General features: G+C 43.2%; 18 protein-coding genes. All 18 read right to left on the bottom strand.

Annotation, left to right across the window (positions count from 1 at the left end; translation table 11 throughout):
* A partial coding sequence (locus H5185_RS08935) for a host specificity protein J (RefSeq protein ID WP_182741907.1) occupies positions 1 to 1,858 on the bottom strand: 1,858 nt, incomplete at its 3' end.
* A gap of 5 nt (positions 1,859 to 1,863) precedes the next feature.
* Entirely contained in the window at positions 1,864 to 2,499 is a 636-nt protein-coding gene (locus tag H5185_RS08930; protein ID WP_182741906.1) for a tail assembly protein, read from the bottom strand.
* A gap of 96 nt (positions 2,500 to 2,595) precedes the next feature.
* A complete protein-coding gene (locus H5185_RS08925) occupies positions 2,596 to 3,339 on the bottom strand; it encodes a C40 family peptidase (RefSeq protein ID WP_182741905.1) in 744 nt (247 codons plus the stop codon).
* A 56-nt stretch (positions 3,340 to 3,395) separates the two neighbouring features.
* Positions 3,396 to 4,121 (bottom strand): phage minor tail protein L, encoded by a 726-nt coding sequence (locus H5185_RS08920; protein ID WP_182741904.1) that lies wholly within the window; start codon positions 4,119 to 4,121, stop codon positions 3,396 to 3,398.
* Positions 4,122 to 4,208: 87 nt separating this feature from the next.
* The gene (locus H5185_RS08915) at positions 4,209 to 4,904 is read right to left on the bottom strand and encodes a hypothetical protein (RefSeq protein WP_182741903.1); all 696 of its coding nucleotides are present in this window, start codon (positions 4,902 to 4,904) and stop codon (positions 4,209 to 4,211) included.
* A 33-nt stretch (positions 4,905 to 4,937) separates the two neighbouring features.
* Complete coding sequence (locus H5185_RS08910) at positions 4,938 to 7,499, bottom strand: hypothetical protein (protein WP_182741902.1); 2,562 nt, start codon at positions 7,497 to 7,499, stop codon at positions 4,938 to 4,940.
* 23 nt (positions 7,500 to 7,522) lie between these two features.
* Positions 7,523 to 7,861: a phage tail protein gene (locus tag H5185_RS08905; protein ID WP_182741901.1), complete on the bottom strand. Its 339-nt coding sequence runs from the start codon at positions 7,859 to 7,861 to the stop codon at positions 7,523 to 7,525.
* On the bottom strand, positions 7,861 to 10,638 hold the full coding sequence (locus H5185_RS08900) for a phage tail tape measure protein (protein ID WP_182741900.1): 2,778 nt from the start codon (positions 10,636 to 10,638) through the stop codon (positions 7,861 to 7,863). The genes H5185_RS08905 and H5185_RS08900 overlap by 1 nt, the downstream gene beginning before the upstream one ends.
* A gap of 38 nt (positions 10,639 to 10,676) precedes the next feature.
* Entirely contained in the window at positions 10,677 to 10,889 is a 213-nt protein-coding gene (locus H5185_RS08895; RefSeq protein WP_182741909.1) for a hypothetical protein, read from the bottom strand.
* A 23-nt stretch (positions 10,890 to 10,912) separates the two neighbouring features.
* A complete protein-coding gene (locus H5185_RS08890) occupies positions 10,913 to 11,353 on the bottom strand; it encodes a phage tail assembly chaperone family protein, TAC (protein ID WP_182741899.1) in 441 nt (146 codons plus the stop codon).
* Between the two features lie 60 nt (positions 11,354 to 11,413).
* Positions 11,414 to 11,878 carry a phage tail tube protein gene (locus H5185_RS08885; protein ID WP_182741898.1) on the bottom strand — a complete coding sequence of 155 codons (465 nt, stop codon included), beginning with the start codon at positions 11,876 to 11,878 and terminating at the stop codon, positions 11,414 to 11,416.
* Between the two features lie 89 nt (positions 11,879 to 11,967).
* Positions 11,968 to 12,336 (bottom strand): DUF3168 domain-containing protein, encoded by a 369-nt coding sequence (locus H5185_RS08880; RefSeq protein WP_182741897.1) that lies wholly within the window; start codon positions 12,334 to 12,336, stop codon positions 11,968 to 11,970.
* Complete coding sequence (locus tag H5185_RS08875; RefSeq protein ID WP_182741896.1) at positions 12,333 to 12,797, bottom strand: HK97-gp10 family putative phage morphogenesis protein; 465 nt, start codon at positions 12,795 to 12,797, stop codon at positions 12,333 to 12,335. The genes H5185_RS08880 and H5185_RS08875 overlap by 4 nt, the downstream gene beginning before the upstream one ends.
* A 10-nt stretch (positions 12,798 to 12,807) precedes the next feature.
* Positions 12,808 to 13,161, bottom strand: coding sequence for a phage head closure protein (locus tag H5185_RS08870; protein WP_182741895.1), 354 nt, complete (start codon positions 13,159 to 13,161; stop codon positions 12,808 to 12,810).
* Positions 13,161 to 13,457, bottom strand: coding sequence for a head-tail connector protein (locus tag H5185_RS08865; protein WP_182741894.1), 297 nt, complete (start codon positions 13,455 to 13,457; stop codon positions 13,161 to 13,163). The genes H5185_RS08870 and H5185_RS08865 overlap by 1 nt, the downstream gene beginning before the upstream one ends.
* A 23-nt stretch (positions 13,458 to 13,480) precedes the next feature.
* The gene (locus H5185_RS08860; protein WP_182741893.1) at positions 13,481 to 13,795 is read right to left on the bottom strand and encodes a hypothetical protein; all 315 of its coding nucleotides are present in this window, start codon (positions 13,793 to 13,795) and stop codon (positions 13,481 to 13,483) included.
* A gap of 98 nt (positions 13,796 to 13,893) precedes the next feature.
* Entirely contained in the window at positions 13,894 to 15,084 is a 1,191-nt protein-coding gene (locus tag H5185_RS08855; RefSeq protein WP_182741892.1) for a phage major capsid protein, read from the bottom strand.
* 12 nt (positions 15,085 to 15,096) lie between these two features.
* The gene (locus H5185_RS08850; RefSeq protein WP_182741891.1) at positions 15,097 to 15,951 is read right to left on the bottom strand and encodes a head maturation protease, ClpP-related; all 855 of its coding nucleotides are present in this window, start codon (positions 15,949 to 15,951) and stop codon (positions 15,097 to 15,099) included.
* Positions 15,952 to 15,953: the final 2 nt, after the last annotated feature.

Here is a 15,953-nt window from a genome sequence, read left to right as displayed (position 1 = left end):
GCTTACTGATTGGCCTTTCTTCTAATCTTGCCCCTGTATCGATGTAAGGATATTTACTGGGATTATGCTCTACAGCCGTGATCTCATATTCAATACTATCGCTGTCGGCTTTGCCCACGCGCAGCACTCTAAATTGTTGCAAATTTAGCTCGTCAGACTCAACAGACCACAAAAGTTGAGGCAATGGCGTTTCACTGTATTCAGTAGAGACTGTTACGATGCGCCCATTAACCGATTCAATCGTTCTTGCTTCAGCTTTTCCCGCTGGCAGGTTAATAATAAGTCTATCGTTAACAGCAATATTTGCAGCACGGTCTAACGTAATCTCTTTTCCACTTACAGCCGAAATTCGGCCACCAATACGACTTCCTGCAATAAGCTGATCGGCAACCCCAATAACAAAGCCAGGCAACGGAATATTGCCGTCCATTCCTACTTTAAAGTTGACTGCACGGTCGTTGTTATTAGTATAAATGGCCCACTTGCCACGACGCTGTGCCTCAGATTCTCTGGTGCAACCTAATGCTGACAATTCAACAACGTTATCACCATAACGGCGTTGCAATGCTTGGTCTGATACTGAGGTGACATCAGATTCGAATGCATTATCAGGATTATCCCAGCTGATCAGTGCGCGGGTATATTTTACCTTTTCACTACTTGATGAATAGCTAAACTTACCATTAATAACATTGGCATTATTGTAGGTAAAATCCATATCACGTGGCATATCAGCAACTGAATACATTTGTCCATTTGACCAATAGGTCATCCCGCGGTAAATCGATGCCAAATCACGTAATACCTGCCATGCTTCTGTCGCTTGTTGAATATAGATATTACAGATATAACGAGGCTCTGTGCCGCCTTTGCCATCGGGTACCAACTGATCGCAATATTGAGCTATATTGTAAAGCTCCCACTTATCTACCAATGCTGCAGTCATTCTTCTGCCAGTACCAAAGCGATCATCCAGTATAATGTCGTAACTCACCCATGCTGGGTTATCAGTCCACTCAACTTTAAATGCCCCATCCCACACGCCAGAGTAAGTTCGAGTCGATGAGTTATAATTTGTCGGTACTTTTACCTTGCGCATATTAGGTTCGCACGACACCACTGGAATATTCTGGAATTGGCTGGCGTCAAACTCAACATAAAGCAAAGCTGTATTAGGGTACTTAAGCTTACGATCAATAACATCCGTGATCGCAGAAATCTGCATAGTATCGGCTACGCGATTATTATTTTGATTGGCAGTTAACCGGCGTAGACGGATCTGCCAACTATTACCCATAGGCAAGTCAATACGATGGCTTCTTTCATAAGCTTGTGTCGTTTTTCCATCAACAGCAGTATTTAGCACTGTTTGATAACTGCCGCCATCAGTCGAAATGTCAATTGCATAAGTAATGCGATACCCAGTCACATCACCATTATCAAGTTGCTTTTGTAATGCTGGCCAACGAAAGCGCACTCGCACAGCAGAAAGTAATGAGTTAGTAATGGCGCGGGTATAAGGCTGATCTGATTTTAACTCAATACCTAAGGCAACTTCATTTTCAACGGATGGAAGCCCAGGGATATAAGTTTGATGAACCGAGCCTGGGCGGAAGTCCCAAATAACACCCGGGAAGTTTTCTACATCATTAGCATCTAGCAAGGGGGTGCCATCAAGAAACACATTTTGACCCGATAACTGTCCGTCAAATTCGCCTTCACCAATTGCGAGTAATATTTTAGCTTTAGCGATAGAACGTAAATCATCAGGGGATTCTACTGGAGTACGTTGATCGGACTCTCCACCTTTAGCGCCATTAATAGTCAATTGACGTTCTGTTATTGCTGGTATGCCCATATTATTTACGGCTCCTGTTGTCCGTTACTTCCGCCACTGCCACCACTGGTTTGCACTGGGCGCTTTGAAACTGCGATGTCTTCAGCATAAATACCAGCGCTAATAATGGCGCCACCAATCCGGCGCTTACCATAACCAATACCAACAGGGTTACCCGCAGCGGTAGTATTAACGGCACCACCAAAGGCATAACTAGGGGCGTTGTCACTAGCCTCTCGCCCTTTCAACCCTTTAGCCTGAGGACTGAGCATTTGCACAACGCCACCAGCGACCATGCCAATACCCGCATTCACAGCCCAAGTCTGCCCAAAATAAGTACCAGCTACAATCAACACTGCACCTAATATTGTTTGCAGAATACCTCCACGCTTGCTGCCTCCAACAACAGGCACAATACGGATTTCATTTGTGCCACTTAAATCGAATTCATCTTGGCCGGTGTTTTTACCATTTCTAAAAATGGCATAACGCAAACCTAACTTTGCCTGTTCTCTGATAAACAGCTCAAAGCCTTGAAGCGTATTTTTTATAGCACTAAAGGCTTCTGATGTAGTGCCCGTTTCGAGCAATCGCTTATGTTCACGACCAAACTTCTTGGCTAATGAGCCCGATAACTTAATCGTTGTGAATTTTGTGCTCATAATTGTGCTCAAATCTTAAATAAAAAAGCCACCTGCAGGTGGCTTTTTAGTGGTTTATGGGTAGTCCGATCTTTGTAGTTTCTAATTTCTGTTGTGTTAATCCTGGCATAAATTCTTCGTACTAATATCACAATTTTTGTTACCTACATGCCTTACAATCATTCTGGTATTACGTTGCCAGTAACCACCGTAAACATCATTGCGACTTAAGCGTCCATATAGATGGTGTAAAACTTTTCCATCACCCACATACACAGCGGCATGATTCACACGCTTACTTTGTATTTGCATTAAAATGCCATCACCAATTTTTAACTGATCATGCACCTGGATAAAGCCAGCTTTGGTAAAATTATCTAAATAGAGTTCTTCCTCACCCTCCCACCATCCGTCTTTACGCTCAAAGTTTGGCAATGTGATATGTTTGGTTTCTTTATACCAGTCTCGAACGCAGCTGTAGCAATCCCATACTCCATGCACAAAAGGCCGACCTATTAACGGAGGGACTTCACCGGTTGGTACTATTGAACGCAAATCACCTTCCGGCCAACTCAATATATGCCAAGGAAGAAAACTCGCCTCACACATGGCTATATCGCGCTGACTAGGTTTACTGGTTGCATTTGGATGGCTGTGACAAATACCAATGATATCGCCGCGGTCTTCAGCTGCTGCATATTCTTGGGCGGATATTTCAAACTGATCGACTTTGTTTACTGCCACATTATTGCATGGCATGTAGTGAGCTTTATTGCCTATGTTGATGATTAATCCACACGCCTCGTTTGGATAGCAGCTGATTGTATGCTGCTTAAATGCATGTAACAGTATTGGATGCATAATAACCTACTTGGATAAACCATTTTTTGTGTCAGGATAATGGTTGTCGCTTATGTTTAACGGATAAGGCGAACACTTGGGAAACCGCCGTGGGGTAGTTCTTCGTTTTCGCCAAAGCGTTTAGTGCAACCAGCTATGGTGCCAGAACACTGATCTAGAGCAGGATTATCAGTTGGTAAATCTTCATCGGTAAACATGGCTGCACCGGTATAACTGCAATCAGCACCACGGTATTCACCTCTTTGGCACCAGAAACAATAAGCAGTCATTTGCCGCCCAATTTTGTATCCTGAAAGATCTGCTGGGTTTGATAATTCAAACGATATGGTTTCGTTATCTTCGTTTACTTTTTTATCAATGTACCAAATTTCTATTGCTTCTTGAGTTGGATCCGCATCCACGTTACCAATTTGAAAATTGGCCTCATCAAGATACTTTGACAGAGTTCGGTGAATAGTCACCTTGGCTTGCTCCATATTTTGAAAATACAAGCACATAGCACTAATACTTCCGTCTACGTTAGCGACCGTCAGCATTGGAGTACTTGGTGAACCATCTGAATTAACTTCTAGCCCTTCTAGCTGTGTAGGCCAGGCACTATATTCTTCACCTTGCCACCAAATTATCCGTGCGGGTAAGTCTGGTTGTGACATCTCAGTCTGGCTATATGGAATAGTGTGTGAGTGAAATCGTAGGATATCAGCACCAAAAGCGGTACCGTCTATTTCATAAAGAATAACTTCATTACCAGGTTCTAACGTTTGAATGTCCGCGCTAAGCATTAACTGCCCCTTAAATTTTATCTGGGAACTAAAACAAAAACGGCCAGAGCTTTTGGCTCTGGCCGTTATCTAATAGTTGTTTATTTATTAAGTTTGGCTGGTTGCAGTAAAAAAACTCATTCTAAATGGAACCCATATAGCTTGAAACTCATCGATGTTTGCAGGAGTAAGCAATAATGTTTCTCCGCTGTCAAAGTTAAAGTTAATCGGTGCTCCACTTCGTACCAATGCCTCTACACTTGATAGCCCCCACATATCTTCTTTCGTTGCTGAACACTTCACACCATTAAACTCAATTCCCTCTAGCTTTTTGATTGTATCAATCTCAGCTTTAGGCTTTGGCTCAGTATCATGTACTCTGTTAATGATAAATAAATCATCATCAATAGTATCAACAAAAGTAGCTAACGGGTTTTCTATGTTGCTAATAGGGACAATGATCACCTGGTAATACTTTCTGTAGCTTTCGATATCGATAACTGGATGAGTTGGCTTAGCTGATGGTTGGTATTCTTCATTGCCTTCATTATCGAGCTGCTCTTGTTCCCATAAAGCAAGCTCATAAACCCAAGACAAATAACCATCATGGTTAACAGCAAAATGGTCCCACTCGATAGCCTTGCGTAAAGCAGCATCAATTACAGATCGTGAATGGCGTAAGCTTATCGACTGCATTACACCATCAAATAAAACTTTGTCGCGCTCGATTAAGGAAACCGTATTTTCTACTACTTCATAAAATTCACGAATTTCAACGGGTACATCTTCTAGTGATTTATACATAAAGTTAAAAGGGGATCGCTCCCCTAATCTCCATTAGATAGTGTTCTTAATCCAGCCGATTGGCTCTTTTAGTTTGTGAGTTACGACTTTGACAGTATTACCGTTTAGGTCGGTTAACGTATTCTCACCATCTACAATGTGTATCTGAGAGTCGTCACCCCAACTAGTGCCATTCCATTTCATCTCAGTAGCGGCATATTGCTTAAACGCTTGCTGGTTAATGTTGACGTTGTAGTCTAGGGCTTTAATACCTTTACTACCGTTGAGTGGAGCAGGTAGTTTCATAGAAACATGATTAACACCAGCAGAGGATAACGTTCCATCCGGAGATATTAGATTAGATAACGTAGTTAATGATTCACCGCCGGAATTAGTACCACTTCCCGTGAGAATAATGCCTAGCGCTGACTCTGCCAGTGTGTTGCAGTAAGTTATTCCGCTATTGGATGAAGTGCGCGAATTGCCTAATCCAAACTCTCCTCCATGTATTACGGCTTTAGACGTTGGCTCTGTTTGTTTAGCAAAGGCCTGATATGGATACATGTAGATATTATCTTGTGATGTGCTTGCCCCACCAACATTAACTGAGTTTGTAACACCGTCAATAAATGCACTGCTTAAACTCCAACTACTACCATTATCAAGAGTATATTGATAACTTATTGATCCAGTTCCTATGAGCTTCCTAGTTAGGTATGCCGTTAGCACCACACTTGGTTGTGCAAGCTGTGGAATCCAACTACCTTCCCAGCCATTAGCTAATGCAGGGGTGGCAAGGATATTGGTAGGATTACCTATTACAGCAGTTTGTAGAAATGAGCCGCCTACTGATGAAGGGAGTTGTGTCTCTACAACATAATATCCGAGTGTTTTTCTATCTTGGCTACCATCAACATTTATTATTCCCCCACCAATTGCAATAATGTGCCTAGTAATATAAGTCCCGTCAGGCTTTTCAAGGTGTATTTTATCACCAATACTCATGTACCCACTTTCCTCACTACTTATTGCATATGCAGACTGCACCCCTCCACTTGAAGTTGTATAATTTCCAACTCTACTAAAAACACGCTTCTCAAACCCCCGATAAGTGCCGTTCTTAACTTTCAAGTCAGCTTCAGCAAACTTTTCTAGCGTTGTGTGGTTAGCTGAATAGCGCATATCACGGCAAACACCTCCCTGACCATCCGCATAGATAGCATCGTAGAAGCATCCGTCTGGTCTGCCATTTACTGAGCTCCCAATCGCACCTGACATTAAGCCTGATTTGTATTTAAATACCCCTGACTTGGTAAAGTCTGTTGACGCTTGAAGGACTTCATTAAAGGCATCAGCCTTCGATGTAGGTTTCATAGATGCTTTATGCCATACATCATGCCATTTTTGGCCTTCATTAATATTTACCCCTGAAGAAGAATCAGCCCAACTACCAGTACCACTAGGATTAAAACTTGGATGGTAAGCCCCTTGGTTTAAGCGGTTAACTGTGCCGCAGACTAAGAAGTAGCAATTTGAATTGATACCTAAAGTATTCCCTGAGGATAACCCAGCAGAGAATGCACCAATAACATTATTAGCTTTGGCAGTTGGGTTTACGTTCCCATCTTTAAAATTAGTTGCTCTGTATATCTTATTAGTTCCAAAAGCTGTAAATAATCCTAAAGAATTACCTATGAGTTGATTATTACTTCCTTGAGCTTGTAAATATACCGAGGATGAGAATCTAATATTCCCATCATCAGGTAGATTATTATATTTTGTAAACCAGTCACCATTACCAGCACCAGCAAACGAACGACCACGACCACGCCATTGGACTAACCGACCATCATCAAGGTAGATAAATTTGTTTTTATGGTTGCTAAGCATCACTCTCTTTTCTGCATCCGTAGCAGCAAAGAAATCTACCCCTAAACCCTTAGAGTCTGTGTCACCATCAAACCAAGCGTAGTAAGTCACAGGGCGGTTACTGGCAGTAGTAGTTATACCATCCATAGTTGCTGCTAAAGATTGAATTAACCCATTAGGGTAAACATAAGGATTAGTAGCGCTTACTTCCTCAAGCCATGATTCAAACCCCCACATATCTACACGGTCTGTAACTACCTCTAGGTTTACATCAACAGCTGCAGCATTAAAAGCGGCGGTAGTTGTGGCATAGACAATATTGGCACCGGTAGCTTTGTTGTAAGTAGTTTTACCATCAGGAGCTTGCGGGAGTTTTACTTTAAACTCTGTAGTTAAATGGTTTATAACTCCAGCAATATTAATGACTGCATAGTCTGATTTTGAACCACCTAAACCACCATCCTTACCTAAAACAAGAGTATTTTGAGTTGTTAGTGAAGTATATAACCCGCTCTTAACTTCGTTTACATTCTTGCCTGATTCGTGATTACCTAAATGAACAAAACCACTAGCCGCATACTCTTCATTGTTTTCAGCTCGAATAGCTTCAAACTGAGCTTGCGACATAGATGAAGCTAACACCTCTGCAGTTATGAAGTTTTTATTTACCTTTTCAAATGCTGAACGTGCAGTGTCGCCACCGGTACCAGTTGGCTGATTGCCAAGATTAATTGTTTCGAATGCCATGATTAATTCCAATAGCAGAATGATTAAGGATGAAATGCTTGTTCAAAGGTGGCGGTAATACGGTACATACCGCCACCAAGAGGTGTATTGGTTATCTGTATTGCTTTGAATAAAGATGCTGTACCTAAAGGGGGTAGCCATTGAAATGATTTTGAACCGTGATGATTATCTAAAAATTCCACTATGGCCTCAGATTCAGATTTGTTTTTTGTAAATGACAATGGCCAACTTTGAGTTTTATTATTAATACCATCCCCTACAGTCTGAGTATAACCATCACCAAACTGCACCATTCTGGTTCGATATTGGACTTCGCCAGTGGAACCGTTGTCAGGTGTCCATGTAAACACTTGTGCTGCCATTAGCGGTATCCTCCAGCTATACTTCGACCAATTTGTCCGTTGGGGCGTAAGTCTTTTGCTAGCAACTCTCGATATTTTTGCTCAACAAATTTACCGATTTCTGAGCCAAACTGATTTAACGCTGGCGTATCTGAAGTGGTCGTCGTATTACCACTTTTTTCAATATTAATTTGAACATTTACACCACTGGAACCAGTCATTGCAGCAGGAATGCCCTTAAAAGTTGAACCGCCTACAACGCCACCTTCAGCATAACCAGTGTGGCCTTTTCGCATTGCTTCTACTGTCGCAACACCACCAGCTAGGGCAACATCACGCTGAGACCAAACAACTTCACCTTTATGTACTATCCCTGCAGGTTGATACTTGCCACCCGCGCCGGTGTAACCACCAGAAGAGAAGCCTGTGGCTTTTCCGTCTACAACCCCGCCGTCAGCATAACCACCGAACAGGCTACCGACTAAACCCGCAACAGCTTTTTGTATCGCTATTTTTGCGATATCCGCCAATATTGATTTAGCCAGCCCGGCAAAATCTGCTTTACCAGTTGTCACAAAATCGGTAAGCGCGTCTGTCATTCCGCCAAATGCACCATCCATTAGTGTTTTAGTTTGTCCAGCCATGTCGGCTGCTGCATCAATGTAGTTTTGCATTGATGAACGGGCGCCATTAGTCCAGTCGGCCTGTTTGGCATCAAGTGCTGAATAGTATTCATCTTGAACAGCCAATCGCGCCGAAAGGTTATTTTCCAGCATAGCCAACTGTTGCTGATATTCTTCGTCGGTGGTTCTGCCAGCGATGTTATCTGATAACGCCTTACCTTGAGCTCGTTCAACATCATGCTCAATCCCTTGGCGATCACCTAGACGCTGCTGTGCTTTGTCGCCAAGGCCAAAGGTTGCGAGTTTATCAGCGTTGCGCTGTTGTTCTGCGGCGAGGTTAGCCGTGAGATTGGCGCTATAGCTTTGCAGGCGGATTGATTCATTACGCTTTTGAATTTCGTCATCGAGTGCAACATTTTTTTCGAGTTGGGCGCGGATCACTGATTGCTCTGCCAACAAACTTTTTTGTTGGGCGGTTAGCACATCTTTATTTTTAATATCGGCGATTTGCTGCTCAAACTGCACTAACTCTTTTTGTGACTGAGTGAGCTTGATATTTGACTCTAGCTGACCTTGCAAGCCTGCTTGAGTTTCGCGTAAACGCATGAGGTACGTGGCAGCCGCATCGTCCGCAAAGGCTTTGGTCGTTTTAGCAGTGTCTTTAAACTTTTCTTCTATCGATGCCAGGTCACGTTTGATTTTTTCAGGATCAAGCAAGGCACTATTAGCATCACCTTTTCGCACCTTTTCGATATTGTCGTTATATTCTTTTATTGCTTTAGTGCGCTTTTGCTCATTAGTGAGGGTTTCATTGGTGACTTTAGCAATAGCACGTTGAGCCTCAATGGACTCCTTAGTTAACTTGGCTCGTTCAGCTTGGCTTGCGGCTATTTTTTCAGCTGATTGTATTTGCTTAACTAGCTCATTACCTTCTGCTTGCAATTTTGCAAGTAGGTTTTCGCGGCGAGTGGCTTCACCGCGGGATCCTTTACCAAGTGATATAAGCTCATTTATTTCTTTAGAATTTGCAGCTAGCTTTTCCTTAAGCGTATCCATTCTGCCAACATTAAGAATCTGATCCCAAGATATAGACGCTCCAGTTTTAAGGGCTTTCCACGCTTTTTCAATGCTTCCTAAGTTACTGGTGATTTCTGTTGTTCTGTCATTGATTGCATCACTGTATGCCTTAAATGCCAGGTCCGCTGCTTCTGTAGATTTACCTGATTCTTTAAGCGATACGATCTGTTCATAAACCGCGGCAGTTAGGAAGTTATATTTTTTATTAAGTTCTTCGACAGCCTTTACTGGGTCATCGGCTAATTTGGCAAACTCAGCGACAGTATCAGCAACGGCCTTTCCCGTTACATTCTCCATTTGCACGGCAGCTAAACCGACCAACTCTATTTGATTGGCTGTAAATTTACCGGAGCTAGCCACTTCCGCTAATGCAGCTGCAGCTTGTCGCTGACTACCGCTAATACCATCGATACGTTTGGCGGCATCCATTAGTTGATCGGAGGTTGTGCCAGCTGAATTACCAGTAAGAATAAGCGCATTACGAAGTCGATCAGCTTCGATACTTCCTTGATAATAAGCAAGGGTTAATACCGCTACTGCAGCTGCACCAATAGTGAATGGGTTTACCATGCCGGCAACGTAACTTCCCATGGCTTTGGCGGCTGGACCTATCCCGCCAAACATATCTTTTAACTGGCCACCTTGTTGCAAAAATACTGTTAATGGATTTTGTCCACCTTGAAGCGATACGGCAATGTCGGTAAATTGTGCTGGTAAGCCACGCGTTGCAAATGCCATTTGCTTGGCAGATAGGCCTGCTTTATTGAACTGGATATCTGTTTTATTAAGCTGAGCACCTGTTCTACCTAGCTCACTCCGCATTTGTGAAAGTCGTTTTGAATATTGATCATATTCACTTCCGGCTAATGTTCCTGCTTCTCGATGTTTTTGAAGCTGTCGCTCCATTTTATCTAGCTTGGCGTATTCTGCGACAAGTGGATCTATCTGCCCCATTAATCGGACTAAATCATTTTTCTGCTTTGCCGCTGCTCTAGAAACTTTATCTAGTGACCGCTCAGCTTTATCCATTCCAGCGTTGAAGCTGCCTGTTTCAGCGATCATATTTAGCGTTAGCGTACTTAACGACCGATTAGACATTAACTTGCTCCGAGATTGATATTAAGCCATCCGTGGCGTTATTTTTTGATTGCACTGGCTTGAAGCATGACGAGTACATCATCAATGCTGGCTTCTTGAGGTTGTTGGTCTTCTACTTGGCTGAATAGCATGAACATAGATAGCTCGGCTTTACCGCCATATATGGTGTTCATGTGATGCATTTGAGCTGCCGAGATGCGTTCTTGGCGTAATTGAACACTTAAAGGACCATACTTTTCGCGATACGCCATCCAGTAGACAACTTCTTTGTTGGTTAGGTTTTGCTTGGCATGTTCAACGGTTCTTCCACCAACGCCGGCGAGGACGAGCTCGTGCCAGAATTCGTCGTCGGCGGTAAGGATTTTGGGTCAGGTTTGAGCCCTATCCCATTCACTTCATTTATGGCGCAAATCAATGCCATACCGAGCGAGTCACAAATTGGTCCGTGAGCAGCATTACCCATAATGTCGTCAACACTAAATAATGGCGTGCCCTCTTCATCAACAATGCTTGAAACAATGCGTGAAGTAAGCGAATCAACACCAGTGTTGTAGTGATTAGCTTCTATATTTGCAGTAGAAAATGATTTTTTACGTACAAAAATAACGGCGCTGACAGTTTCGCCTTTATCGTTAAACCACGATATTTCTCGTTGTTCAGGATTAACGGGAGAAAATGAGCCAGATTGGATTAGGCTAGCAACACTTAATTTCATAGTATTTCCTTGGTGTATAAAAATGCCCAAAGGGTAACCAATGGGCTATCTAGCATAAGCTTATGTTTTAGGTACCAAGATTGGGTCACCTGAAACTTGAATGCCTACCGTTGATTTAACAACGTCGTTTTGTGTAAAGCCAAATGGGTAAGCAGTCATAAAGCCTTCGAACGTTATCCATGTTCTGGTTGGTGGTAATACAAAATCATCGGTTAAGAATGTTGGCGGCGTACCGACTGCATCAGACCAACCAAGTGCCCATTTAAGTGTGGTACCCGCTGTTTTTAATTGGTGCAAACGTAAGTGGCTAGGGTTTTTTGGATCAACGTTAATACCAAACGTTGCCGCACCTGGCGATTTGAGGCCTGATACAAACTCACGCGCCAACGCTTCTAATGGGGTGGTTTCGATTGAATCAACGGCACTATCAATACCGTCGATACTCGTGACGGCAGTAATGACTAAAACGGAATCATCTTCCGGATCGATTGCATAGAGCTGGGTGCCCTGTGTTTTCATACTCATGTGTTTTGCTCCTAACAATAAACCTTGCGGCAGATACAAAAAAGCCTCTGCGGTTGCAGAGGCTTGGGGTAAATAAAGAGTTAATTTTATTAACGGCTAACTATCCAGTCCACATCAAAACTATGGCGATAATGGCCAGTTTGTTCGTCTCGACTATCACCGTTAAAGTTTGTCGTGTAAGCATCTAATTCAATGGCTGTTCGTATTGCGTCACCCACATTTGATGCTGATGAACCTGACTCGGCATATACATCGACTTGCAAACTGAACGTGTCCGTATCTGGTCTTCCTGATACGTAGTTTTCAGGACTACCGCCAATGACTTGCCAAACCGCATAAGGTTTGACCACATTTTGTGGCGCTTGTCCAAATGGATACAGCCGAGTAGGATTTGTACCTAACAATTGCGTGACAGCTACACTTGCGGCGCAAACTGAAAATATGGGCACTAGACTCATGACAATGCCTTATCAAGTTCTTTGTTGAACTCGTTGATAAACTTAACTGTTACTTGGTTAACATTGTTAGCTAGAGCTGGGCGCAGGTATGGTTGAGCAGCAGCTCGTTCGGTACCGAGTTCAACTAAGTGCCAGTGCGGAGTATTACCTTTAGCACCTTGGTCAGTATTTGGCGTAGGAATACGGCCGCGATTAGTGGCGACACCAACACGATACATAATCACCCCTTTTTGACGATAAAGTTTGCTGGCAAACTGCAAGGTGACGTTATCACGGATACGTCGACCCGTTTTGGGGTCATCAACTGCGAGTGCGTTTTGTTGAGCAGCTTTTTTTACAATACCAGCCGCTTTGCGCAATGCGGTGCGGGTGCCAGTATCATTAACGGTTTGGCTGACCTTATTCATTTTTGCTTTGACGTCTTTTACGCCAAGCAAACTAAACTCAAACGATGCTGACATATTAATAACCTTAGTTCACAACATCTTCGCAACGGAGTCGCCACTCTTGACGCCCTGTTAAATCGGTTTCAATTGAATGGATGTCATATACCCTACCATCCCACAATATGCGGCACTGATAAAATAGGCTGATATCGACTGGAAACCAGCGGATGTTAATTCTTGCAGTTGTTTCGGATTGCTTGGCATCGGCAGCAATAAATTCACGACCAGCACCGGTTAACACTTCAGCTGGCACGCTATTGAGTGGCTTTAGGCCAAGATAAAGCGTTTGCCATCCTGCAATTTCTTCGCCTGTTTGCGGATCTTGTGTTTTTTCAGGCTGCTGTAAATGAATGCGATGGCGTAGTCGATGAGATAACATTAAATACCCCAGCCTATTCGATATGGCGTTAATTTTATTTCAGCAGCAAGACGTAATTTTGGCACATCATCTGGAGCAGCTTGATAGTTTGCTTGTAGCAATATCATCACTCCCATTGTCACGCTGGGTGGCAGCTTGCCCGTTGCTTCAACAACCAAAATAGACAGGGATTCCCTTCCCAAGAATTGGCAGGCTTCATCTTCAGCGGCATCGAGCAAAAGTTGTAGCTTGTCATCATCTTCATCATGAATGACATCGAGGTACGGCTTTGCTTGGATTAATGTTATAAGGCCCACTGATGACTCCTACTCACTATTTTTTATGCTTTAGTCTTTTTGCTGGTATCAGCTTTAGCCTTTAATGCAGCTTCTTCATCAGCCTTAGCATTTAACGCAGTCTCTTCGTCAGCTTTAGCCTTTAATGCTGCTTCTTCATCAGCCTTAGCCTTTAACGCAGCCTCTTCGTCAGCCTTAGCCTGTAAAGCAGCTTCATCTTCTGGGGCGTGATCTACCATTCCAAGCGCTTTTAGTTCATTAAAGTTGTGCTGTTCAACCTCAAATGGTTTTGATTGTTTTGTTTTCACTTCTTTTACGAAATAAAACGATTTAAGTGCAATAGCCATAACTATAGCCATGGGAGTTCTCCTATAAAAAACAATAAAGGCTGAACATTGTCAGCCTTTAATTGATTTACTTATCAGTTAAGTGATTTGATTACTTTGGGCATATTCACTTATACGAAGGTAAAGTCACCCGTTACAAATGCTTCTGGACGATATACCGCTAACGCTAATCGCTCTTCTGCACGAATACTGACCATATTGTTTTCAAAATCTTTGTCGTTCTCGGTTGAGATTAAGACTTCAATATCCATACGGTCATAAATTTGTGCACCCATTTGAAATGCACCCACTAAGAACTCGTTTTGAACAATAGACTGAGTTTCAACCACTGGACGGTTCCAAAGCGTTGGTGATGTTTGGCCTTGTGGCTTGCCGATTAAGTAATTTTTATTACTGTCTTTAAGCATTTCAATAACAGCCCAATCAATTGGGTTGAGCACAATACCGTCTGCCGCATACTCAGCTAATGCTGCTTGCAGTAATGCAAGACGAATACGGTCAATATGCTGCTCGGTATCGACGTTTGCACCAGTTGGCTTAACGTAAGTACTAGCCTGCGGGATAATGCCGTGTAAGTTTGCACCGGTGTTATTGCCATAAAGTAGTTGTAACTCTTCTTTAAGCATTAACCCGTATTTTGCACGAGCATTGATAAAGCTTTGTAATTGTTTTGCATCGTCTAATATTTGACGACTGCCTTTAAACATATGAGCAATAGTGCGAACGGCATTGTTAACTAAACCAAAAGTGATGTCTGAATAGGGTTTACCGGTGTTTTCTGCTACGGGCGCAGCATTGTTAGTAAAGCCTGTTTCTTTGACGTATTCAACGCTGTTACTTTCTGTTTCACCTGGTGCAATTAAGTCACGAATAGTTAAGCGGCGCTCTGGGCCAGCCACAATACCAACCATACGATCTGGTCGAACTAATGCGCCACCTGAACCACCTGCAGAGGTAATAGCAGAACGTGGCATACCAACACGACGACTACCACGGAATGAGCTATTAACACCTTCCATCTCTTTGTCATTAGCTACCCGCTCGCCAATTGACATTTCGTGCTCTTCTTCGCGACTTTCAGGACCTTTTAACAGTTTTTGTTCTGCTTCTTGTAAGCGAGATTGTAAGGCCCCTTGCTCTAACAGCAGCTTATCGACTTTATCACGCGTTTCAGCATGCATTTCACCAGAAGCCTTGATCTGCTTGTTGGTTTCTTCTGCTGCTGATTTAATTTGATCACTAATCTTGGTCAGATTAGTCCCTAGTTCTTCAACTTGTTTTTCAAAATTTGGGTTTGGCATTGTCGCCTCCAGTTATTTAATTAAGATAGTTTTTGATGCGCTAATTAACGCGCTTAGATCAGGGGCGACAGCGTTTTGCGTATCGGACACACCAGCACCTGGCTTGATGCCGCCAACAGCGCTCGGCGTGCTGGACTTTAAATCTTGTAATAGTTGGCGGCGCTCACTGCGCGGAACGCCTGCTTTTGCCATGGCCGCATCCACTTTACGGAGCGAGTTTGCATTGGCATTGTCGGTAGACTCGCCAATTTCATCGGCAGATAACGTGTCTGATGCAAAACCTAACTCGACGGCTTTTTTGCCACGAATAAAGGTTTCTTCATCCATCATTTTGGTAATGTTTTTTTCGCTCTGGTCACTACCGTCTACATATAAATCGACCATGGCAGCGTCAAACTCCTCCATATCATCAGCAACGTTTCTTAATGCATGGCGGTTACCGACTGTGTACACCCAACAGTTGTGGATCATCAGGAAAGCTGTGCTTGCAATAAAACGCGCATCATCAGCTCCAGCCATATAAATAACGGATGCAGCAGAAGCCGCCAGACCGAGAACTTTGGTAGTGACTTTGCCTTTGTGCTCAAGAAAGCGATTGTAAATAGCAATACCTTCAAACATATCGCCGCCAGGTGAATTGATATAAACAGTGACATCGTTATCGTTGCCAATACTGCGCAATGCGGCATCGATACGCTTTAACGTGACACCATCACCGTACCAGTCTTCGCCAATGATGCCGTAAACAGTAATAGTCGATTCCGTGTTTTCAACAGCGGCTTGAATGGCTGGGTTCCACAGTTCTTGCGCACGCGGAGATATATCGCAGCGCACTCCGCTCTGCGTAAAACTTTTTGGAAATGGCATGG

This window comes from Shewanella sp. SG44-6 (assembly GCF_014164185.1).
Lineage (GTDB): Bacteria > Pseudomonadota > Gammaproteobacteria > Enterobacterales > Shewanellaceae > Shewanella > Shewanella vesiculosa.
Note: the sequence above shows the minus strand (reverse complement) of the source record. Positions and strands in the feature narration are given on the sequence as shown.